Source organism: Polynucleobacter yangtzensis, from assembly GCF_001595965.1.
GTDB lineage: Bacteria > Pseudomonadota > Gammaproteobacteria > Burkholderiales > Burkholderiaceae > Polynucleobacter > Polynucleobacter yangtzensis.
In genome coordinates, this window is sequence record NZ_LOJI01000001.1 from 477,241 (window position 1) to 499,127 (window position 21,887).

Consider the following 21,887-nt stretch of genomic DNA (forward strand, 5'->3'; position numbering starts at 1 on the left):
GCTTAAATGTAGATATTAATTGAGGTTTCAAACCATGTACGCGGTCATAAAAACCGGTGGCAAACAGTATAAAGTTGCTGCAGGCGAAAAATTGAAAATAGAACAGATACCAGCGGAAATCGGCAGCGAAATCACTCTTGACCAAGTCCTCGCCGTTGGCGAAGGCGCTTCACTGAAATTAGGTGATCCATTGGTTAATGGTGCAGCTGTGATGGCCACTGTCGTCTCCCAGGGACGTCACGATAAAGTGACAATCTTTAAGATGCGCCGTCGCAAGCATTATCAAAAGCACCAAGGCCATCGTCAGAATTTCACTGAAATTTTGATCAACACGATTAAAGCCTAATTCAGGTAGGAGAAAGATATGGCACAGAAAAAAGGCGGCGGCTCAACACGAAATGGTCGCGACTCAGAATCGAAACGCTTAGGCGTTAAGGTATTTGGCGGCGAGCATATTAATGCTGGCAGCATCATCATTCGTCAACGTGGTACACGTGTTCATCCAGGTGCAAACGTTGGTATTGGTAAAGATCACACTTTGTTTGCCTTAATTGACGGACAAGTGGAATTCGGCGTTAAGGGTGCTTTGAAGAAGGCCCAAGTTTCAGTCCTGCCTCGTTCATAAGGCGCCTGACTGAGACTCGTTTGATTCAGATTTATTCCGAATTTAACTCTTAGGAACAGGCCTCGCTAAGCGAGGCCTTTTTTATTCATGAAATTTATAGACGAAGCACGTATTGAAGTAATTGCCGGGCAAGGTGGTGCCGGAAGTGCCTCTATGCGCCGTGAAAAGTTCATTGAATTTGGCGGTCCTGATGGCGGTGACGGTGGCAAAGGCGGTAGCGTCTGGGCAACGGCAGATCGCAATATCAATACTTTGATCGATTACCGCTACGCAAAAACGCACACTGCAAAAAATGGTGAGCCTGGCCGCGGAGCTGATTGTTATGGTCGTGCTGGTGATGACATTGAGCTGCGCATGCCCGTTGGCACGATTATTTCTGATTATGAAACTGGCGAACCTATTGCCGACTTAACTACGCATGGTGAGCGCCTTTGCTTAGCGCAGGGCGGTGTTGGTGGTTGGGGCAATATTCACTTTAAGAGCAGTACAAATAGAGCGCCGCGCCAAAAGACAAACGGCAAACCTGGTGAGCGTCGTAAATTGAAATTAGAGCTTAAGGTATTGGCTGACGTTGGTTTGTTGGGCATGCCTAATGCGGGTAAATCAACATTGATTACTGCCGTTTCGAATGCGCGTCCAAAGATTGCGGATTATCCATTTACAACCCTCCATCCAAATTTGGGTGTGGTGCGTGTGGGTGCTGAGCGAAGTTTTGTGATTGCCGATATTCCTGGTTTGATTGAGGGTGCGGCTGAAGGCGCTGGTTTGGGCCATCGCTTCTTGCGTCACTTGCAACGCACGGGTGTGCTGCTTCACTTGGTCGATATCGCTCCTTTTGATGCGAATGTTGATCCGGTAGATGATGCTGTGGCGATTGTGAATGAGTTGCGTAAGTATGACGAAGCCTTGGTTGAAAAACCACGTTGGTTAGTGCTTAACAAAGTCGACATGATTCCTGAAGAGGATCGCAAAAAGGTTGTTGCTGACTTTGTGAAAAAGTTTAAGTGGAAAGGTCCTGTATTTGAGATTTCCGCTCTGACCGGCATGGGCTGCGACAAGCTTTGCTACTCTTTGCAAGATTATTTAGACTCTGTACGCCGTGATCGTGATGATGCTGATGAGCGTGCTCAAGATCCTCGCTATAAAGACCAGCTAGAAGATAAAAAACCAGATTAAATATTCCATTTGCTCTTTGCTATGAATGCTAAAAAAACTCAACGGATTGTTGTCAAAGTAGGCTCTAGTCTTGTCACCAATAATGGTGAAGGTTTAGATCATGCTGCGATTGCTATGTGGGCAGAGCAAATGGCAGGCCTATTAAAGGCTGGTCATGAAGTATTGATGGTGAGTTCAGGTGCAATTGCTGAGGGTATGCAACGCTTGGGATGGACCAAGCGTCCACAAGAAATTCATCAGCTACAGGCAGCCGCTGCAGTTGGTCAGATGGGTTTGGTGCAGGTTTATGAGAGTTGTTTTGCGCGCTTCAATTTGCGTAGCGCTCAGATTTTGCTGACGAATGCAGATTTAGCTGATGCGGAACGAAATGCCAATGCTAGAGCTACTCTGGACACGCTATTGAAGCTGGGTGTCGTTCCAATTATTAATGAGAATGACACCGTAGTTACCGATGAAATTAAGTTTGGTGACAATGACAGTCTTGCTGCATTAGTAACCAATTTAATTCATGCAGATCTCTTGGTTATTTTGACCGATCAAGGTGGTTTGTTTACTGCAGACCCACGTCAAAATCCTAATGCCATATTGTTAGCAGATGCTATTGCTGGCGATCCTACCTTAGAAAAAATGGCTGGTGGTGCAGCAAGCGAACTAAGCAAGGGTGGAATGCTCACGAAGGTATTGGCTGCCAAGATTGCTGTGAAGACTGGTGCAGCAACTGTAATTGCTTCTGGACGCGAACCCAATGTCCTGACCCGTCTAATGGCTGGCGAGAAGATTGGTACCCGTTTAGCGCTGCTTTCTCAGTAATTTTTAATAGATCACGCCAAATGAATTGCTGGGCTTTGTACCGCCAGTGAATGATTTTGGATTGAGAGATTGAACGATATTTTTGATATCTTTTTCTTGGGCGTTGATATTACAAAAAGCCCCTTGAGCTAAAGCTGCTTGATATCGATTTGCAGTGCGTTGTTTCATGACTTTCCACTCTCCCAAAGGATTTTCTTTCCACTTCCCATTTTCAAGGCTTCCATAAAGGCGCCATTGAAACGAGTCGCATCTAATTCCCTCATATTGGGCTTGCTGCTCCCCACTTGGGTTGGTGATGACAACAATATAGCGAGTCACCCCATCGGCACCAATCAGTATGGAGCTGGTGTCGACCGCAAATTTAAAAATAGTTTCCTGTGACACATAAAAAGGCACTAAGGTCGCTTGGTTGGGTGGATTCAGTGGCATTGTAGTTGTGCCCTCTTTAAATACCATTGGCGCAAAAGGATCTACGCCGCTAATCAGGGGATCTCCAGCGCATGCGGACAAGGCGAGGCCAAAAATAGCGCTGCAGAAATAAGGTAAGGTGCGTTTGATGAGAATCTTCATTTGGATTGGTCTTTTGGGTTTTCATCTTTAGGGTGGTCATTGCGTTCACCGTAAAAGGACTGAATTAAATCGAGAGGAGATCCCCAGGCAAGCTGTTGCATACGCATTCCGCGTGATAGGTAGCGCGCCAATTCGGATAATGCAAGTTGATACACTTCGCGTTTGAAACCAATAACGGCATCTAATTGAATCCAAAATGGAACCCAGCGCCAAGCATCAAACTCAGGATGCTCTGAGGCGCGCAGTTGAATATCGCTGTCTAAACCTACTAGACGCAAGAGAAACCAGATTTGTTTTTGTCCGCGATAGGCGGCACGGTGGACGCGGGTGGAGTTTTGGCGGCGCAGGTACTCCTCAGGGACATCGTAGCGAAGCCAATCCCTGGTGCGTCCAATAATTTGGACATGCTCCGGCAGTAAGCCAACCTCCTCATGCAATTCGCGGTACATAGCCTGTTCAGGGCTTTCACCATGCTGAATCCCACCCTGTGGGAATTGCCACGAATGCTGCCCAACGCGTTTTCCCCAGAAAACCTCGTTACGGCTGTTGAGGAGGACAATGCCGACATTCGGGCGATACCCTTCACGGTCAAGCATGATCGTGCCTCAAATCCTTTAAAATCAACGATTTGATTATATCCATACATGAAAGCCTCACAATCATTTCTCGCCACGCTAAAAGAAGCCCCCTCCGACGCTGAGGTGGTTTCGCACAAACTCATGGTGCGCGCAGGATTAATTCGCAAGCTCAGCGCAGGCGTCTATAACTATTTACCGCTAGGTTTAAAGGTGATTCGTAAGGTGGAAAACATCATTCGCGAAGAAATGAACCGTGCTGGCGCTATTGAATTGCTGATGCCGATGATTCAACCCGCTGAATTATGGCAAGAGACTGGTCGCTGGGAAAAGATGGGTCCAGAGTTGCTCCGCATCAAAGATCGTCATGATCGTGATTTCTTAATTCAGCCAACTTCTGAAGAAGTGATTACGGATTTGGCTCGCAATGAGATTAAGAGTTACAAACAATTGCCGGTCAACTTTTATCAAATCCAAACTAAGTTCCGTGATGAGCGTCGCCCTCGTTTTGGCATCATGCGTGGTCGAGAGTTCAGCATGAAAGATGCTTACTCATTCGATCGTGATGTTGAGGGCCTCAAGAAGTCTTATCAAATCATGTTTGATGCATACACCCGCATCTTCAAGCGTATGGGTCTCCAGTTCCGTGCGGTAACTGCTGACAATGGCGCCATTGGCGGCTCTGGCAGTCAAGAGTTCCACGTGATTGCCGATACGGGTGAAGATGCGATCGTGTATTGCCCTAATTCTGATTATGCGGCTAATTTGGAAGCAGCGGAATCATTGGCTTTGATAGCCAGTCGTGCTGCTGCTTCAGCGGCAATGAGCAAAGTTCCAACGCCTGATAAAACCAATTGCGCTGATGTAGCCAAGTTCTTAAATGTTCCGCTTGAATCCACTGTGAAGTCCTTGTTGTTTGCAGCAGATCAAGAGAATGGTCCAACCAAACTCTTTATGTTGTTGGTGCGCGGTGACCATGAGCTCAATGAAGTAAAGGCCAGCAAGATTCCTGGCATGGCCGAATCTCGTTTTGCTACAGAAGTAGAAATTAAGCAAGCTTGTAATGCACCTGCGGGCTATTTGGGCCCTGTTGGTGTGAGTGCTGATGTGACCGTTGTTGCTGATCGCACTGTTGCCAATATGGCAGATTTTGTTTGTGGTGCGAATGATGCTGGCCATCACTTAACCGGTGTGAACTGGGGTCGTGATTTACCTGAGCCTTTAGTTTTGGATATTCGTAATGCTGTCATTGGTGATCCTTCTCCAGATGGCAAAGGTGTTGTTGATATTTGCCGCGGCATTGAAGTGGGCCACGTATTCCAATTGGGCACGCGTTATTCAGAGGCGATGGGTTGCACTTACTTGGATCAACAGGGTAAAGCTCAGCCGATGGTGATGGGTTGTTACGGCATCGGTGTTACGCGTTTGCTTGGTGCTGCAATTGAGCAAGGGCATGATGAGAAGGGCATTATTTGGCCAATCTCGATGGCTCCATTTGAAGTGGTGATCTGCCCAATGGGTTACGAAAAGTCAGAAGCAGTGAAAGCCGCGTGCGATCAATTGCATGATGACTTATTGGCCGCAGGCATTGATGTCATTTTGGATGACCGCAATGAACGTCCAGGTGCGATGTTTGCTGACTGGGAGTTAATCGGAGCGCCGTTCCGTGTAGTCATTGGTGATCGTGGTTTGGCGGATTCTCAAGTGGAATTCAAAGGCCGGAATGATGCTGAATCCCAAAACATCCCGCTAGCCGCAATTAAGGCGAAAGTCATTGCTGCAGTTCAAGCTGCTAAGCAATCGATCGCTTAAGCCATCTCTTAAATTAGCTTTTAGATTTAGTTACTTTTTAAAGAGTCCGCCAATACCTTTGGCGGCTCCTTTTGCAGCCATGGTGGCCATGGTGCGCGCCATTTTCCCGCCCTTGAATTGCTTCATCATGGTTTGCATTTGCTCGAACTGTGCGAGCAGGCGATTGACTTCTTGAACTTCCACGCCAGAGCCCGCAGCAATACGACGCTTGCGACTGGCTTTCAGTAATTCAGGTTTTCTGCGCTCTTGAGGCGTCATGCTGTCAATAATTCCACGCATGCGTGTGGTTTGTTTATCAGCATTACTTAAATTAGTTTTTGAGGCCGCTTGCGCCATTTGACTGGGCAACTTATCCATCAGGCTGGCCATGCCACCCATCTTTTGCATCTGCATGAGTTGATCGCGGAAATCCTCAAGATCAAATCCACCTTTAGAAATCTTGCTGGCTAATTTTTCGGCTTTAGCAACATCGACATGCTGCTGAGCTTGTTCAACTAAGGCAAGGATATCCCCCATGCCCAGAATACGGTTTGCCATGCGCTCAGCATCAAACGCTTCTAGGCCATCCATCTTTTCGGCGACGCCGATAAATTTGAGTGGTACACCAGTAACTTGGCGAACTGAGAGGGCCGCACCACCACGGGAGTCACCGTCTAACTTTGTCAGAATCACGCCAGTGAGTGGCAATGCCTCATGGAAAGCCTTGGCGGTATTCACGGCATCTTGGCCGAGCATCGCATCAACTACGAATAAGGTTTCAATTGGATTGAGGCTAGCATGCAGGGTTTTGATTTCTTGCATGAGCGCTTCATCAATACCAAGGCGACCTGCGGTATCAACGAGCACTACGTCAAAGTAGTGCCGACGAGCCCAATCTAGGGCGGCGAGCGCAATGTCATTTGGTTTTTGGCTAACATCACTTGGGAAAAATTCAGCACCAACTTGCTTGGTAACAGTTTCTAATTGCTCAATCGCCGCTGGACGATAGACGTCGCATGAAACGGTGAGAACTTTCTTTTTCTTTTTCTCTTGCAACCATTTTGCTAGTTTGCCAACAGAAGTGGTTTTACCGGCACCTTGTAAACCAGCCATCAAGATTACTGCAGGTGGTTGAGTAGCTAAATTGAGTTCACCACTTTGATTGGTGTCGCCCATCATCACTTGGGCAAGTTCGCGTTGCACTACGCCAACAAGAGCTTGTCCTGGACTTAAGCTCCCAACCACTTCCTCGCCAAGGGCTTTAAATTTAATTTGCTCAAGCAAAGACTTCACTACTGGAAGCGCTACGTCAGCCTCTAATAGGGCTAAACGGATTTCCCGCAGCATTTCTGCGGTATTGGCTTCAGTAAGGCGGGCTTGGCCCCGCATTGTTTTAACAACGCGAGATAGGCGGTCGGTGAGGTTTTCTAGCATTTATCGATTAGACTTTCCAGATGGATATTTTAGGTTACTCAAGTTACGGATGGCTTCCTTCCGCACTTTATTTAGTGCTTTTGCTGGTTTTAAGCTTCAAAGCCAAGAGCGGCGTGGAGTCTAGGTTCTCAACAGCCATGGTTCAGGTCGCTATTTTTGTAATTTTGGTGATTCATGGGATACAGCTTCACGACTCTGTCTTCACTCCGGAGGGCTTTGTATTCGGTTTTGCGCAAGATTTATCCTTAATTGCATGGGTTGGCCTAGCCTTTTATTGGTTCCAGTCTTGGTTTTTGCCCATCTCCAGTCTGCGTTGGATGGCTCTAATGTTTGCGCTGATTTGCGCATTCCTCCCAAGTCTATTCCCCGGGGTCTTAATTTCGCCTAAGGCAGTTTCAGATCCTTGGTTCAAAGGCCACTTTGTTGTGGCGACGGTTGCAGTGGGCTTATTGAGTTTGGCAGCTATGCACGCCATGCTCATGAGCGTGCAAGATCGTGCCTTGCATCGTCAGTTAGCCATTATTCCCAATGGAAGACTAGCTCATTGGTTGGAGGATCTTCCACCCTTAATGACTATGGAGAGCCTCCTATTCAACTTGCTCTACGTTGGTTTTGCACTTCTAAGTTTGACGGTCTTCTCTGGTTTGCTCTTTTCTCAAACTCTGTTTGGTAAACCGTTGGTCTTTGATCACAAAACCATTTTTGCTTTGGTCTCATGGGTCTTGTTTGCAGGACTGCTTTTGGCTCGCTGGCGAGTAGGTTTGCGCGGTAGAGCTGCAATTCGTTGGGTATTAAGTGCTTACACAGCTTTACTGCTTGCTTATGTAGGCAGTCGCTTTGTGCTTGAAGTTATTTTGCAGAGAGTGTAATTCTTGTTTAAGTGGATTTTATTAATTGCAGGTGCTGGCCTTGTTTATCTTTGGATTAAAGGTAAAAAGCAGGCTAAGCTCAATGCTGAAAATCCCCCCAAACCCAGTAAAGATAAGTCTAAGAAGGCTACCGATCCTGAGGTCATGGTGCAGTGTCAATATTGCAAAGTGCATCTTCCGCAACCAGAAGCAATTGCTTATGACAATCGTTTCTACTGCTCAAAAGAGCATCTTCATGCTCTCGATTCTGAAGGCTGGATTGGTAATGCATATTGGCGCATTTCGCCTAACCAAGATATCAGACCTGAAAATATTCAGCCTGATCTTGCGGTAATTCATCACATTAGTCTGCCACCTGGCGAATTTAGAAAGCAGGATTCCAGCGGATATATCGTGGATTTTTTTCAAAATAAGCTAGACCCAAATCAGCATCCCTATTTTGCGGAAATTGCCGATCAAAAAGTATCAAGCCATTTCTTGATAACACGCTCTGGATCGCTGGTGCAGTTCGTATCTACTCGCAAGAAAGCTTGGCATGCTGGGGTTTCTGAGTTTCTTGGTAGAGAAAAGTGCAATGACTTTTCTATTGGGATTGAGTTAGAGGGTGATGGTGACACACCATTTGAGGTCGCTCAATACCAAGCCTTAACAAACCTCATACAAAAATTGACAAGCTCATACCCTGACTTGCAATTTGCTGGACACAGCGATATTGCTCCTGAGCGTAAAACAGATCCTGGAATAAATTTTGATTGGAAAAAGTTCCAAAAAGAGACAGGAATTTCTGACAAAAAACTGCCTTTCGGTTTGGATTCTCGATAGGTAAGTTTTGTATGTGAGCGTCCGCTTACTTTTACAGCCTTTGTCTAAAAAGGGCTAAAAAATCCGCACCAAAATGACCCCAAAATTAGTAGAAAACTTAGTAAAAATACTAATAAATATTTGTCATAAATAGCTTACCAAATACTAAATATTTCCCTATACTTAGTGCCTAATGCACTTCAAGACACTAGATGTAGTGTTTGAATCCAGCAATACCCCATTGTTTTTTAACGATATTTTGTCCAAATAACTATATACAGACGCAGGAGCAACATGACATACGCTAATCCACAGACAGCAGACCAATCCGCTGGAGCGAATAACCCAGGAATGAGTCCTGCAGGGGCAATGAATCAAGCTCCTTCCGCCGGCTTTGTGGCTGGTGGTGTTGGTGGCACTCAGGCAACACAATTGTCTGATTACAAAATCATTCGCCGCAACGGTTCCGTTGTTGCTTTTGAACCATCCAAAATTGCCATTGCTGTAACCAAAGCATTTTTAGCGGTTAATGGCGGTCAAGGCGCTGCATCTGCACGCGTACGTGAGCAAGTTGAGCAATTGACACATTCTGTTGTGCGCGCATTGTTGCGTAGCCGTCCAAACGGTGGCACTTTCCATATTGAAGATATTCAAGACCAGGTTGAGTTGGCTTTGATGCGCAGCGGCGAGCACAACGTTGCTCGTGCCTACGTTCTCTATCGTGAGAAGCGCAACCAAGAACGCGCTGCTCAGCAAGAAGTTTCACAAGAAGCACAAACCGCTAATCAGGCTGGTGAGTCTGGTATCAAGGTGACGGATAACGGTGTTGAGAAGTGGCTTGATATGGCTGCTTTGCGCACAGTGATTGAGGCTGCTTGTGAAGGCTTGGGGACACATATTGATGCAACCCCAATCATCACTGAAACCATTAAGAATTTGTATGACGGCGTACCAATGGCACAGGTGTATGACTCCGCGATCTTGGCATCCCGCACATTGATTGAAAAAGATCCTGCATACAGCCAAGTAACTGCGCGCATTTTGATGCACGTGATTCGCAAAGAAATCTTGGGCAAAGAAGTACTGCAAGGCGATATGCAGGCTGAGTACAGCACCTATTTTGCTAAGTACATCAACGAAGGCATTTCCGCTGAATTGTTAGACCCACGCATGCGTGAGTTTGATTTGCCACGCCTGGCTGCAGCCTTAAATGCTAGCCGCGATTTGCAATTTAACTACCTCGGTTTGCAGACTTTGTATGACCGCTATTTCTTGCACATTGAAGACCGTCGCATTGAGATGCCACAGGCTTTCTTTATGCGCGTAGCAATGGGCTTGGCTCTGAATGAGTTGGATCGCGAGCGTCGTGCAATTGAGTTCTATGAAATCCTTTCTACATTTGATTTCATGTCCAGCACACCAACATTGTTCAATTCAGCTACAACGCGTCCACAGCTCTCTAGCTGCTACTTGACTACTGTAGATGATGACCTTGATGGCATTTACGAAGCATTGAAAGAAAACGCATTGTTGTCTAAGTTTGCCGGTGGTTTGGGCAACGACTGGACTAACGTTCGTGCGTTGGGAAGTCATATCAAAGGCACTAACGGTAAATCACAAGGTGTTGTGCCATTCTTGAAAGTGGTGAATGACACTGCTGTTGCTGTTAACCAAGGCGGTAAGCGTAAGGGTGCGGTTTGTGCCTACTTGGAAACATGGCACTTAGATATCGAAGAGTTCTTGGAGTTGCGCAAGAACACAGGTGACGATCGTCGTCGCACCCATGACATGAATACCTCTAATTGGATTCCTGACTTGTTCATGAAGCGAGTTATGGAAGGTGGCGATTGGACTTTGTTCTCTCCATCTAATACCCCTGATTTGCATGACAAGTTTGGCAAAGCTTTTGAAGAAGCTTATGTTGCTTATGAGCAAAAAGCTGATCGTGGTGAGTTGAAGCCATTCCGCCGCATTCCAGCGCAGCAATTGTGGCGCAAGATGCTCGGTATGTTGTTTGAAACTGGCCACCCATGGATCACATTCAAAGATCCTTGCAATATCCGTAGCCCACAGCAGCACATTGGTGTAGTTCACTCATCTAACCTCTGTACTGAGATCACTCTCAATACAAACGAGACTGAGATTGCGGTTTGTAACTTGGGTTCTGTGAACTTAACCGCTCACATGACAACTGATGCCAACGGCAAGATGATTTTGGATCACGAGAAGCTCCAAAGAACAGTTCGCACTGCAATGCGTATGTTGGACAACGTGATTGATATCAACTACTACGCAGTAGCTAAAGCTCGCAACTCCAACTTGAAGCATCGCCCAGTTGGTATGGGCATCATGGGCTTCCAGGATTGCTTGCATATGCAACGTATTCCTTACGCGAGTGATGAAGCGGTGAAGTTTGCTGATTCTTCCATGGAAGCGGTTTGCTACTACGCTTATCAAGCATCCAATGAGTTGGCTGAAGAGCGTGGCGTTTACAGCACATACAAAGGTTCATTGTGGGATCGCGGTATCCTCCCGCAGGATTCAGTAGCAATGTTGGCAGCTGAGCGTGGCGGTTACGTAGAGGTAGACAACTCTTCCACTATGGACTGGAGTGGTTTGCGTGCACGTATTAAGCAACACGGCATGCGCAACTCAAACTGCGTAGCGATTGCGCCAACAGCAACGATTTCCAACATTATTGGTGTTTCTGCTTGTATCGAGCCTACATTCCAGAACTTGTTCGTGAAATCCAACCTTTCTGGCGAATTCACAGTGGTAAACGAGTACTTGGTGCGTGATTTGAAAGATCGCGGCCTCTGGGATGAAGTCATGATTGCTGATTTGAAGTACTTTGACGGTACTTTGTCTAAGATCGATCGCATTCCACAAGATTTGCGTGATTTGTATGCAACAGCCTTTGAAGTTGAGCCAACCTGGTTGGTTGAGGCAGCTTCTCGTCGTCAAAAGTGGATTGACCAAGCGCAGTCATTGAATATCTATATGGCCGGCGCTTCTGGCAAGAAATTGGATGATACCTACAAGTTAGCTTGGTTACGCGGCTTGAAGACGACTTACTACCTCCGCACAATGGCTGCTACTCACGTTGAGAAATCAACTGTTGCTAGCGGTCAGTTGAATGCAGTTTCAAGCGGTGGTGGCGTGAACGGTACAGATGCTGCAGCAGCACAAGAGGCAGATGGTCCGGTTTGCACAATGCGCCCAGGCGATGCAGGATTTGAAGAATGTGAAGCATGCCAATAAGCGATTCGCTTATTGGTGATAAATAGAAGAATTAGGAGAGAGTTATGTTGAATTGGGAAGAGGAAGTTGCTCCAGCACTGGCGAAAGCTGGTCTTGCGCCGCAGCCGGTTGCAGTGGAGCCACAACGTCCGCAGCCAGATCAAATGGCAATGGCGCCACAAGCTGCAGCACCTGCGTCAGTAGCGGCCGCTAATTTATCAGGTGGCGCAGCCATGCGTGTAAACGCCGCCGACAAGCGCGTGATTAATGCGAAGACTGACGTAAATCAGCTTGTGCCATTTAAGTACAAATGGGCTTGGGAGAAGTATTTGGCAGGTTGCGCAAATCACTGGATGCCACAAGAGATCAATATGAACCGCGATATCGCGCTTTGGAAAGATCCAAATGGTCTGACAGAAGACGAGCGTCGCATTATTAAACGCAATCTTGGTTTCTTCACAACAGCTGATTCTTTGGCTGCAAACAATATTGTTTTGGGTACTTATCGCCACATTACCGCTCCAGAATGCCGCCAATACCTATTGCGCCAGGCTTTTGAGGAGGCGATTCACACCCATGCGTACCAATATATTGTGGAATCTTTAGGCTTAGATCAGTCTGAAATCTTTAATGCGTATAACGAGATTGAGTCAATTCGCGCTAAAGACCAGTTCTTAATTCCCTTTATCGACGTATTAACAGACCCAAATTTCAAGACTGGCACATTAGAAAACGATCAAAAGTTACTTCGTTCGCTGATTGTTTTTGCTTGCGTGATGGAAGGTTTGTTCTTTTATGTTGGTTTTACGCAAATACTTGCAATGGGTCGTCAAAACAAAATGACGGGTGCTGCTGAGCAGTATCAATACATCCTTCGCGACGAGTCTATGCATTGCAATTTTGGTATCGATTTGATTAATCAAATCAAGCTGGAGAACCCGCAGTTATGGACTTCCGCGTTCAAAGACGAGATCAAATCTATCTTCGAAAAAGCGGTCGAATTGGAGTACCGTTACGCTGAAGATACGATGCCTCGCGGAGTGCTCGGATTGAACGCTCCGATGTTCAAAGGGTACCTAAGATATATTTGTAATCGCAGATGTTTGCAAATAGGACTTGACGCGATGTTCCCAAATGAAGAGAATCCATTTCCATGGATGTCAGAAATGATTGATCTGAAAAAAGAACGAAACTTTTTTGAGACACGCGTTATTGAGTATCAAACCGGTGGTGCGCTTAGTTGGGAGTAGTAAGACTGAAGTAAAGCGCACAACTGGCTAAATAGGAGATTAGACGGTTGGATAGTTTTAGAAGTCAGCAAAACCAGACTCAAATCCGAAAACCCTTGCTCAAGGGTGCCTGGGCTATTCTCTCTATTTTTTCCAGCACATTTAAGAAGCCGTTGTCCTTCGGGGCCACGGCTTTTTTTCCAAGATTCATTAGCGTGCAGCACTTAGTATCAAGCCGCGCGCCGATGAATGGCTCGCTCGTCAGATCCAAAAGGTTGCAAAACCAGGCGGAAATGAGTGGTCGGGTCTTCTTAATGTAGTTTGTACTAATCCTCACGTGAAGGAGCATTACTATGGCAACTGCCAAGAAAAAACCTGCTGCAAAGAAACCAGCTGCGAAGAAAAAAGTAGCTGCTAAGAAGCCTGCTGCTAAAAAAGTAGCTAAAAAGCGTCCTGCTGCTAAAAAAGCTGCTGCTAAAAAGCCAGCTGCTAAAAAAGTAGCTAAAAAGAAGCCTGCTGCTAAAAAAGCTGCTGCTAAAAAGCCAGCTGCTAAAAAAGTAGCTAAAAAGAAGCCTGCTGCTAAGAAAAAAGCTGCTGCTAAGAAGCCTGCTGCTAAAAAAGCTGCAAAAAAGGTTGCTAAAAAGCGCGTAGCAAAAAAAAAGTAAGTAAGCCTGCTGCGAAGAAAGCGGGCTCCGCTGTAAAAAAGCCCGCGGCTAAGAAAGCTGCACCAGCGACTAGTGCGTTGAATCCTGCCGCTGCTTGGCCCTTCCCAACTGGCACACGTCCTTAAACAGACGGGTGTTACTAGAAGGGGTCTCTCACGAGATCCCTTTTTTTATTGCCAAAATTTGGGTGGCTGAAAGAAAAACCAAAGAATGCTTAGAAGCTAAAGCCAAACGCCGCTTTAAATTGGCTGGCAATCTGATCTTTGCTTAATTGGTGATTTTGTGGTCCTTGATGGGTAATTTTGATTGATCCCATGAGGCTTGCCAGGCGACCAGTAGCCTCCCAGTCCATGCCATTTTCTAGGCCAAAGAGAAGACCGCCGCGGAATGCATCACCGCAACCGGTTGGGTCAACCACTTTTGCTGCTGGTACTGGCGGAATAGCAATACATTTGCCATCAACATAGATATCGGCCCCTTCAGCACCTTTGGTAACAATCAGCGCCTTCACTCGCTCAGCGACTTTTGCCAAGCTCAATCCTGTTCTTTGCGAAAGCATTTCGCCTTCATAGTCATTTACCGCTAAGTAGCTGGCGATATCGACCAGTTCAAGCAACTCTGGGCCGTTGAACATCGGCAAGCCTTGGCCTGGATCAAAGATAAATGGAATATTGGCATCGGCCAATTGGTGGCAGTGCTCCCACATGCCTTGACGACCATCGGGGGCAACAATTCCCAACTTCGCCGGGCCTTTAGCATTTTTATTGCGCTCCGCCACAACTGCAGAAACATGATTTAAGTGTGATTCGCCCATTGCGCCCGGATGAAAGGCGGTAATTTGATTATTCGCCTGATCAGTGGTGATCATGGCTTGGGCAGTAAACGCATTTTCGATTTGACGAATATGGCTCGCATCAATCTTGAGTTGCTCAAGGTGGTTCATGTACGGTACCGCATCGCCACCAACGGTAGCCATGATGATGGGATCGCCACCCAAAAGATTAAGGTTGTAAGCAATATTGCCTGCACAACCACCAAATTCACGACGCATGGTTGGAACCAAAAAGGCTACGTTCAGGATATGAATCTGCTCAGGCAGGATTTGATCGGCAAATTTGCCTTCAAAATTCATGATGGTGTCGTAGGCGATAGAGCCGCAGATCAAGCTAGCCATAAATTGCTTTCTTTATAAAAAATGAGGGGATAAATGTGATGTTGATGAATGGATTGAGGGGTAGAGCACCCGAACGCGATAACCCGCGGCATTTGGTGGAAGTGAAATAGGTAGCTCAATCTGCAAAAGCTCGCCAGAAGGGACCCCCTTTTTTAAAAAATCAGGATGAGTCTCTTGCCAAGCTTTGGGAAGCCATTCTTGCGGGGTAAATTGCAGTGATTTGATTTCAGATTCTTCTGCATCAGTCAAAGTAATTTCTAAATTTGGCGGTAAAACGGTAATAGCAAGACGATTTTGTATCTCAACTTGCAACACAGATTGATTTGCGACGCTTTTAAGCCCTTCTCGCGCGTTTTCTGGTGAAAGTTTGGCTGAAGTTATTTTCCAGGCGGCAAAATCGCTTACAGCGCGATCTAGACATCCTAGTGCGCGACAAAGTTTTACATCTACACGCTGTAAAACAGAAAATGAATTCACAAAAAAAGAATTTGATGTGCCATCAACGCGTGGTGCAAGTGCTGGAAGCAATGAATTTCTTGAGAGATGCTCTCCAAAAACCAGCAAGAGCAGCAATAAGCCTGCGTAAAGGACTAATTTAAGACTTTTTTTTTGAGCAGATGGAGCAAAAGCAGCATTGGCAGCACTTTGCTTCTCTTGGTTGAGGGTGCCATGCAAACAAACCCAACCTTCGCTCTCTTTCCAGACTGAAAGCGATAGCCATTGACTGTAAGTGGCAATTACCTCTTCAGCTTGGCGTGCAAGTACGCCCGATAAAACAATCCGACCGCCCAATTTCGTCTTATTTACCAGGGCAGGAGCAAGCACTTGCAGTGGGTTGGCCAAAATATTGGCCATAACGATGTCGTATTTGGTTTCTGCAGCTAACTCTGTGGCACCTTCATTTGGTAACACGAAAGTAATGGTGGTGTTATTGATTTCTGCATTACTGCGCGCTGCAACCATGGCTTGTGGGTCGATATCAGTGCCAATAACAGGATTGCAACCTAACTTAGCTGCAGCAATTGCCAAGATTCCTGAGCCACAACCGTAATCCAAAAGGCTCTGGTTCTGAAGATTATTTTGTTGCTCAAGCCAAAGTAGGCATAAATGGGTGGTGGGATGACTGCCTGTACCAAAGGCAAGTCCTGGATCAACGGCTAGGCAAATCGCATTTGGATCGGTTGGCGCATCGTGCCATGAAGGCACTACCCAAATGCGTTCACCAATTTGAATGGGTGCAAATTGACTTTGAGTTAGTCGAACCCAGTCTTGCTCTTCAACTGTTTTTTCTTGGGGAGGCGCTAAGTTAAAGCCGGCTTCTTTTAAGGAGGCAAGCAGCTCTGGGATAAATTCCGCGCTGCCAGAAGCGTCAATCTCAGGATTAAATAGGGCAGTTACTGCAGATCGATCCCAGGCTTGCACTTCTGGTGAAAGCCCTGGCTCTCCGTAGAGGGGATTTTCATCGTATCCACCAGCAGCATCATCCTCAACGGTGACTGATAGGGCGCCCAAGTCCAAAAGCGCATCACCTAAAGGCTCTGCGGTTTCGGCAGCTACCGTGAATACCAGTTCACGATAAGACATGAGGCGCTCGCATTAATTAGGATTTGCCGCGACTTGCAGCTTGCTCTTCTAAGCGATGCTCCAAGTAGTGAATGCTGGTTCCGCCTTCAATGAAGTTGGGGTCCAACATCAATTCACGATGCAGTGGCACATTAGTCGTGATGCCATCAATCACCATTTCGGAGAGCGCAATCTGCATACGGCGAATAGCTTGCTCACGGGTATTGCCGTAAGAAATCAATTTGCCAATCATGGAGTCATAGTTAGACGGCACTACGTAACCGCTATATGCATGTGAGTCGACACGAATACCAGGACCACCTGGCATATGGAATGAACCAATCTTGCCTGGGCTTGGAGTGAACTTGAATGGATCTTCGGCATTCAAGCGGCACTCAATGGCATGTCCACGGAAAACGATGTCTTTCTGGCGGTAGCTGAGTTTGAGGCCAGCAGCAATACGAATCTGTTCTTGAACAATATCCACGCCAGTAATCATTTCAGTAACTGGATGCTCTACCTGAACACGGGTGTTCATCTCAATAAAGAAAAATTCACCGTTTTCGTAAAGGAATTCAAATGTACCTGCGCCGCGGTAGCCAATCTTGCGACAAGCTTCTGCACAACGCTCGCCAATTTTGGCAATTAAACGACGGTCAATGCCAGGAGCTGGGGCTTCTTCAATCACTTTTTGGTGGCGACGCTGCATGGAGCAATCACGCTCACCTAGCCAAATGGCATTGCCATGAGTATCAGCAAGAATCTGAATCTCTACGTGACGAGGTTTCTCTAAAAACTTCTCCATATAGACTTCTGGATTACCAAAAGCGCGACCAGCTTCCTCGCGAGTCATATTGACCGCATTGATGAGGGCCGCCTCAGTGTGAACTACGCGCATACCGCGACCACCACCACCACCGGCGGCTTTAATGATGACGGGATAACCAACCTTTTTAGCGGTTGCAAGAATCTCTTTTGGATTATCGGGAAGAGCACCCTCGGAACCAGGAACGCAAGGCACGCCTGCTTTAATCATGGCGCGTTTAGCAGAAACCTTGTCACCCATTAAGCGAATAGATGCTGCTGTAGGTCCGATAAATGCAAAACCCGATTTTTCTACGCGCTCTGCGAAGTCAGCATTTTCAGAAAGGAATCCATAACCAGGATGGATCGCTTCTGCATCAGTCACTTCTGCCGCAGAAATAATCGCAGGCATATTAAGGTAGCTCAGTGGAGATGGCGCCGGTCCGATGCATACCGCTTCATCGGCAAGCCTCACATACTTCGCTTCTTTATCTGCAGTGGAATACACCACAACAGTTTTAATTCCCAACTCGCGGCATGCGCGTTGGATGCGGAGAGCAATTTCTCCCCGATTGGCAATCAGAATCTTATCGAACATGTCGGCTCTGAGTTAAGTAACGGTGAATTGGAATGGATCTAAGTAGATCTATTAGACGATGATGAAAAGAGGCTGGTCAAACTCAACACCCTGACCGTTTTCACAGAGGATTTCTTTAACTACACCAGCATGCTCAGATTCAATTTCGTTGAGTAGCTTCATCGCTTCAATGATGCAAAGAGTTTGGCCTACTTTGACGGTATCGCCGATATTGACGAAGTTTGGTGATTCTGGATTTGGTGCGCGGTAGAAAGTCCCAACCATAGGAGACTTCGCAACAAAACCAGTTTCAGCAGCAGGCGCTTCAACAGCTGCCGCTTGGGCAGGTGCGCTAGCAGCTGGCGCAGCTTGCATGGCTTGTACAGGCGTTGGATTGGCGTAAACCACCTGGCCAGCAGGAGCTGGAGACCCAGCGTTTACGATGCGAACGCGATCTTCGCCTTCATTTACTTCCAACTCAGAAATGCCTGACTCAGAGACTAAGTCGATCAAGGTTTTTAGTTTTCTCAGATCCATACGAGTGCTTCCTCTCTTGTAATTCTTTAAATAGATTTACTTCTTTAGACTTGTAATCGCTGCTTGCAGCGCTAATTCATAACCAATGGCACCAAGCCCACAAATAACTCCCGTCGCAATATCAGACAGGTAGGAGTGCTTGCGGAATTCTTCACGCTGGCGAATATTTGATAAATGAACTTCAGTGAATGGAATGGCTACACCAGCCAATACATCGCGCAGGGCAACGCTGGTATGAGTAAAGGCGCCTGGGTTGATGATGATGAAATCAACACCATCTTGTTTGGCCTTCTGAATTCGGTCGATTAACTCGCCTTCATGATTGCTTTGAAAGGTGTTTAGATCAACAGATTGCGCTTTAGCTAGCTCACCTAGCTTTTGATGAATGTCTTCTAGGGTTGTTTTGCCGTAAACATCGGGTTCACGGGTGCCTAATAGATTTAGGTTTGGGCCTTGAATTACGAGAATTGAAGCTTTTTTCGACATAGATCCCTATTTTTAGAGGCAGTTAAGCGTTAATTGACGATTTGGGTTTTGTGCCCTACATACAACTTCATGCTTTATTGCTTATGAGGGAAAGTATACCTTTATAAGAGCGGTACAAGACCAAAAAGTTGCTTCAAAAATAGGAATTTTCGAAACTTTTAAGTGCAGATATTGAAAAATATTGAATTTATTGCCTGAAATTGAGTTGGAATGGCAGCATGCTGGAAGCATTAAAACTTAATAAAAATACTTATAAAGCGGATTTAATGGCATTTCTGAGCTCATCTTCGCTTATCTTGCCTAATTTGCTATAGCTGGATTTCCCTTTGGCATTAATGATGATGGTGTAAGGGAGGGCGCCTTGGGAGTTTCCCATTTGCTTAGAAAGATTACTGCCCTGCAATCCGCCAATCATGATCGGATAGCTAACCGGGGTTTTTGCGAGGAATTCACGAATATTAGAGGGTGAATCGATGCCGATACCGACAAATAAGACGTTTTGCTTTAAAAACTCTTGTTGCAATTTATCTAAAGTAGGCATTTCTTCAACGCAAGGGGGGCACCAGGAGGCCCAAAAGTTCACAACCAGGACTTTCCCTTGCCATTCTTGGGTGTTGGCTGTTTTTCCATCCGGGGTTTGCCAAGGGTTTTCAAGAAATGCTTTTACGGCGGGGTCGCTAGCTAAACCAGTTTTGTAAATCCATTGCGAAGTCAGTACGCCTGAAACTAGTGCCAAAAGACTAATTACGACGATGATGATCCATTGTCTGCGGTTCATTACAGCTCCTTCGCTAAAATTCGTAAATGCATATACATATCCTGGGCATTTGCGGTACTTTCATGGGCGGCATTGCCGCAATCGCTAGACAAGCTGGACACCGCGTTACTGGCTGCGATGCCAACGTGTATCCACCAATGAGTACGCAGCTTGAAGCTCAAGGTATCAAACTGATTGAGGGATTTTCGCCCGATCAATTATCTCAGTTTGAGACCATGCCTGATTTATTTGTAATTGGCAATGTGGTTTCTCGCGGCAATCCTTTAATGGAGGCGATTCTCAATCAAGACTTGCCCTATATTTCTGGTCCGCAATGGTTGGGCGAACAAGTTTTATACGGCAGACATGTTCTAGCGGTTGCTGGCACACATGGCAAAACAACTACCTCAGCTATGCTGACTTGGATTTTGGAATTCAACGGTTATAAACCCGGTTACCTGATTGGTGGGGTGCCTCTGAACTTCACAGTATCTGCGCGCTTGGGTGAGAGTAAATATTTTGTGATTGAAGCAGATGAATACGACACTGCATTTTTCGATAAGCGCAGTAAGTTTGTGCACTACCGACCTCGCACTGCTTTATTAAATAATTTGGAATTTGATCACGCCGATATCTTTGCGGATCTTGCTGCAATTGAAACCCAGTTTCATCATCTTGTCCGTACCGTTCCGGGCGATGGTTTATTGGTGGTAAATGGCGAAGAGCCTGCTTTAGCGAGTGTCATTACGCGTGGTGCGTGGGCCCCTGTAGAGCGCTTTGGCCAAGATCTTGCAAATGAATGGTCATTAATCTCACAGGAGAATGACGGTTTTGTTGTGCGCAAAGCTGGTAAAGAAGTGGCAACAGTAAAGTGGTCAATGGATTCAGGTGTTATGGGTCGGCACAATCAACTAAATGCTCTTGCAGCGATTGCTTCTGCCAATCACATTGGAATTTCTCCTGTAGATTCTGCGCGTGCGCTGGCAGAGTTCAAGAATGTGAAGCGTCGTTTAGAAACCATTGGTGTTGCAAATGACATTACGGTCTACGACGATTTTGCACATCACCCAACTGCAATCACTACTACCGTTGATGGTTTGCGTCGTCGCGTTGGTAAATCGCGCATCTTGGCTGTACTGGAGCCACGTTCAAACACAATGAAGCTTGGCGTGATGAAGGCTCAACTTCCTGGAAGTCTTGAAGCAGCCGATAAAGTATTTGCATATGGCGCAAACTCAGGAAAAGAGTCATTGGGTTGGAACTTGACTGAGGTTTTATCTCCACTCAACACAAAAGAGCAGGGTAAAGCACAAGCTTTCGATGATCTTGAAGCTTTAGTTAAGGCAGTTGCACATGAAGCCAAGCCTGGTGATCATATTTTGGTTATGAGTAATGGTGGGTTTGGTGGCGTGCATCAAAAACTATTGAAAGCCATTTCGGCAAAGTAACAAAATACAGAAAGCAAAAAATGGGCGATAGATTAAAAGACAAAGTAGCCATCATCACCGGTGCCGCTAAGGGTATTGGTTTTGCTACTGCTCAGCGTTTTGCGCAAGAGGGTGCCAAGGTCATCATTACCGATATCAACCAAGAGGCAGTCAACACCGCTGCTGCACAAGTCTTGAATTCCGAAGGCTATGCCATGAATGTGACTGATCGCGCCAGCATTCAGTCGGTAGTTGACCAGGTGATGCAAAAGCATGGACGCATTGATATCTTGATTAATAACGCAGGCATTACTCAAGATGCGCGCTTGATTAAGATGACCGAAGCTCAGTTTGATACGGTGATTGATGTCAATTTGAGAGGTGTATTTAATTGCACCCAGTTGATTGTTCCGCATATGCTCGAGGCCGGCTCTGGTGCGGTAGTCAATGCATCTAGTGTTGTGGGTCTATACGGTAATTTTGGTCAAACCAATTACTCAGCTACAAAATTTGGCGTCATAGGCTTTACTAAAACATGGGCGCGCGAGCTTGGTCCTAAGGGAATTCGAGTAAATGCGGTATGTCCAGGATTCATTGCTACAGAAATGGTTAAAGCCATACCAGAAAATATTCTGCAAGATATTGAAAAGCGCAGTTGGCTTGGTCGCTTAGGTACTCCTACTGAAATGGCGAACGTTTATCTGTTCTTGGCTAGTGATGAAGCGAGCTATGTCAATGGAGTGGCATTAGAGGCCAGCGGCGGGATCTCGCTCTAAG

The 21,887-nt window shown here is 46.3% G+C and carries 20 protein-coding genes and 2 pseudogenes; 12 read left to right on the top strand and 10 right to left on the bottom strand.

Annotated elements, in window-relative coordinates; genetic code table 11:
- Window positions 1-34: 34 nt before the first annotated feature.
- The 4 genes and pseudogenes from rplU to proB all read left to right on the top strand — a co-directional run.
- Window positions 35-346 (top strand): 50S ribosomal protein L21, encoded by a 312-nt coding sequence (rplU, locus tag JaK3_RS02525; protein ID WP_011902040.1) that lies wholly within the window; start codon window positions 35-37, stop codon window positions 344-346.
- Window positions 347-364: 18 nt separating this feature from the next.
- The gene (gene rpmA, locus JaK3_RS02530) at window positions 365-625 is read left to right on the top strand and encodes a 50S ribosomal protein L27 (RefSeq protein WP_011902041.1); all 261 of its coding nucleotides are present in this window, start codon (window positions 365-367) and stop codon (window positions 623-625) included.
- A gap of 87 nt (window positions 626-712) precedes the next feature.
- Complete coding sequence (gene cgtA / locus JaK3_RS02535) at window positions 713-1,801, top strand: Obg family GTPase CgtA (protein ID WP_068320351.1); 1,089 nt, start codon at window positions 713-715, stop codon at window positions 1,799-1,801.
- A gap of 21 nt (window positions 1,802-1,822) precedes the next feature.
- Window positions 1,823-2,593: pseudogene (gene proB, locus JaK3_RS02540) on the top strand (glutamate 5-kinase); the annotation flags it as partial.
- Window positions 2,594-2,614: 21 nt separating this feature from the next.
- Here proB and JaK3_RS02545 read toward each other — a convergent pair.
- Window positions 2,615-3,181: a CNP1-like family protein gene (locus tag JaK3_RS02545; protein ID WP_068320355.1), complete on the bottom strand. Its 567-nt coding sequence runs from the start codon at window positions 3,179-3,181 to the stop codon at window positions 2,615-2,617.
- On the bottom strand, window positions 3,178-3,777 hold the full coding sequence (locus JaK3_RS02550; RefSeq protein WP_068320357.1) for an RNA pyrophosphohydrolase: 600 nt from the start codon (window positions 3,775-3,777) through the stop codon (window positions 3,178-3,180). Before JaK3_RS02550 ends, JaK3_RS02545 begins: the two co-directional genes overlap by 4 nt.
- Window positions 3,778-3,825: 48 nt before the next feature.
- Between JaK3_RS02550 and JaK3_RS02555 the strand changes: the two genes are divergently transcribed.
- Window positions 3,826-5,568 (top strand): proline--tRNA ligase, encoded by a 1,743-nt coding sequence (locus JaK3_RS02555; protein WP_068320359.1) that lies wholly within the window; start codon window positions 3,826-3,828, stop codon window positions 5,566-5,568.
- A gap of 30 nt (window positions 5,569-5,598) precedes the next feature.
- On the opposite strand, the gene ffh is transcribed toward JaK3_RS02555, so the two are convergent.
- Entirely contained in the window at window positions 5,599-6,981 is a 1,383-nt protein-coding gene (gene ffh, locus JaK3_RS02560) for a signal recognition particle protein (RefSeq protein ID WP_068320361.1), read from the bottom strand.
- 20 nt (window positions 6,982-7,001) lie between these two features.
- On the opposite strand from ffh, the gene JaK3_RS02565 reads away from it, so the two are divergent.
- From JaK3_RS02565 to JaK3_RS02590, 5 genes are all read left to right on the top strand, one after another.
- Window positions 7,002-7,850, top strand: coding sequence for a cytochrome C assembly family protein (locus JaK3_RS02565; protein ID WP_068320363.1), 849 nt, complete (start codon window positions 7,002-7,004; stop codon window positions 7,848-7,850).
- Window positions 7,851-7,853: 3 nt separating this feature from the next.
- Window positions 7,854-8,672, top strand: a complete 819-nt coding sequence (ampD, locus tag JaK3_RS02570; RefSeq protein ID WP_276203329.1) for a 1,6-anhydro-N-acetylmuramyl-L-alanine amidase AmpD — start codon at window positions 7,854-7,856, stop codon at window positions 8,670-8,672.
- A 330-nt stretch (window positions 8,673-9,002) separates the two neighbouring features.
- Window positions 9,003-11,912, top strand: a complete 2,910-nt coding sequence (locus tag JaK3_RS02575) for a ribonucleoside-diphosphate reductase subunit alpha (protein ID WP_420865681.1) — start codon at window positions 9,003-9,005, stop codon at window positions 11,910-11,912.
- A gap of 44 nt (window positions 11,913-11,956) precedes the next feature.
- The gene (locus JaK3_RS02580; protein ID WP_068320365.1) at window positions 11,957-13,141 is read left to right on the top strand and encodes a ribonucleotide-diphosphate reductase subunit beta; all 1,185 of its coding nucleotides are present in this window, start codon (window positions 11,957-11,959) and stop codon (window positions 13,139-13,141) included.
- 332 nt (window positions 13,142-13,473) lie between these two features.
- Entirely contained in the window at window positions 13,474-13,785 is a 312-nt protein-coding gene (locus JaK3_RS02590; protein ID WP_082786349.1) for a histone H1, read from the top strand.
- Window positions 13,786-13,999: 214 nt separating this feature from the next.
- On the opposite strand, the gene JaK3_RS02595 is transcribed toward JaK3_RS02590, so the two are convergent.
- The 7 genes and pseudogenes from JaK3_RS02595 to JaK3_RS02620 form a co-directional block, all read right to left on the bottom strand.
- Entirely contained in the window at window positions 14,000-14,959 is a 960-nt protein-coding gene (locus JaK3_RS02595; protein ID WP_068320369.1) for a carbohydrate kinase family protein, read from the bottom strand.
- Between the two features lie 12 nt (window positions 14,960-14,971).
- The gene (locus tag JaK3_RS10820) at window positions 14,972-15,634 is read right to left on the bottom strand and encodes a DUF3426 domain-containing protein (RefSeq protein ID WP_240480868.1); all 663 of its coding nucleotides are present in this window, start codon (window positions 15,632-15,634) and stop codon (window positions 14,972-14,974) included.
- Window positions 15,623-16,543, bottom strand: a pseudogene (gene prmA / locus JaK3_RS10825) (50S ribosomal protein L11 methyltransferase); the annotation flags it as partial. The gene JaK3_RS10820 and the pseudogene prmA, both read right to left, overlap by 12 nt.
- Window positions 16,544-16,559: 16 nt before the next feature.
- Window positions 16,560-17,924, bottom strand: coding sequence for an acetyl-CoA carboxylase biotin carboxylase subunit (gene accC / locus JaK3_RS02605; RefSeq protein ID WP_068320374.1), 1,365 nt, complete (start codon window positions 17,922-17,924; stop codon window positions 16,560-16,562).
- A 51-nt stretch (window positions 17,925-17,975) separates the two neighbouring features.
- Window positions 17,976-18,440: an acetyl-CoA carboxylase biotin carboxyl carrier protein gene (accB, locus tag JaK3_RS02610; protein ID WP_068320376.1), complete on the bottom strand. Its 465-nt coding sequence runs from the start codon at window positions 18,438-18,440 to the stop codon at window positions 17,976-17,978.
- Between the two features lie 36 nt (window positions 18,441-18,476).
- Window positions 18,477-18,926 (bottom strand): type II 3-dehydroquinate dehydratase, encoded by a 450-nt coding sequence (aroQ, locus tag JaK3_RS02615; protein WP_068320378.1) that lies wholly within the window; start codon window positions 18,924-18,926, stop codon window positions 18,477-18,479.
- A 250-nt stretch (window positions 18,927-19,176) separates the two neighbouring features.
- On the bottom strand, window positions 19,177-19,704 hold the full coding sequence (locus JaK3_RS02620) for a TlpA family protein disulfide reductase (RefSeq protein ID WP_068320380.1): 528 nt from the start codon (window positions 19,702-19,704) through the stop codon (window positions 19,177-19,179).
- Window positions 19,705-19,730: 26 nt separating this feature from the next.
- Here JaK3_RS02620 and mpl point away from each other — a divergent pair, with 26 nt between their 5' ends.
- Entirely contained in the window at window positions 19,731-21,131 is a 1,401-nt protein-coding gene (gene mpl / locus JaK3_RS02625) for a UDP-N-acetylmuramate:L-alanyl-gamma-D-glutamyl-meso-diaminopimelate ligase (RefSeq protein WP_068320382.1), read from the top strand.
- A 20-nt stretch (window positions 21,132-21,151) separates the two neighbouring features.
- Complete coding sequence (gene fabG / locus JaK3_RS02630; protein ID WP_068320384.1) at window positions 21,152-21,886, top strand: 3-oxoacyl-ACP reductase FabG; 735 nt, start codon at window positions 21,152-21,154, stop codon at window positions 21,884-21,886.
- Window position 21,887 lies beyond the last annotated feature (1 nt).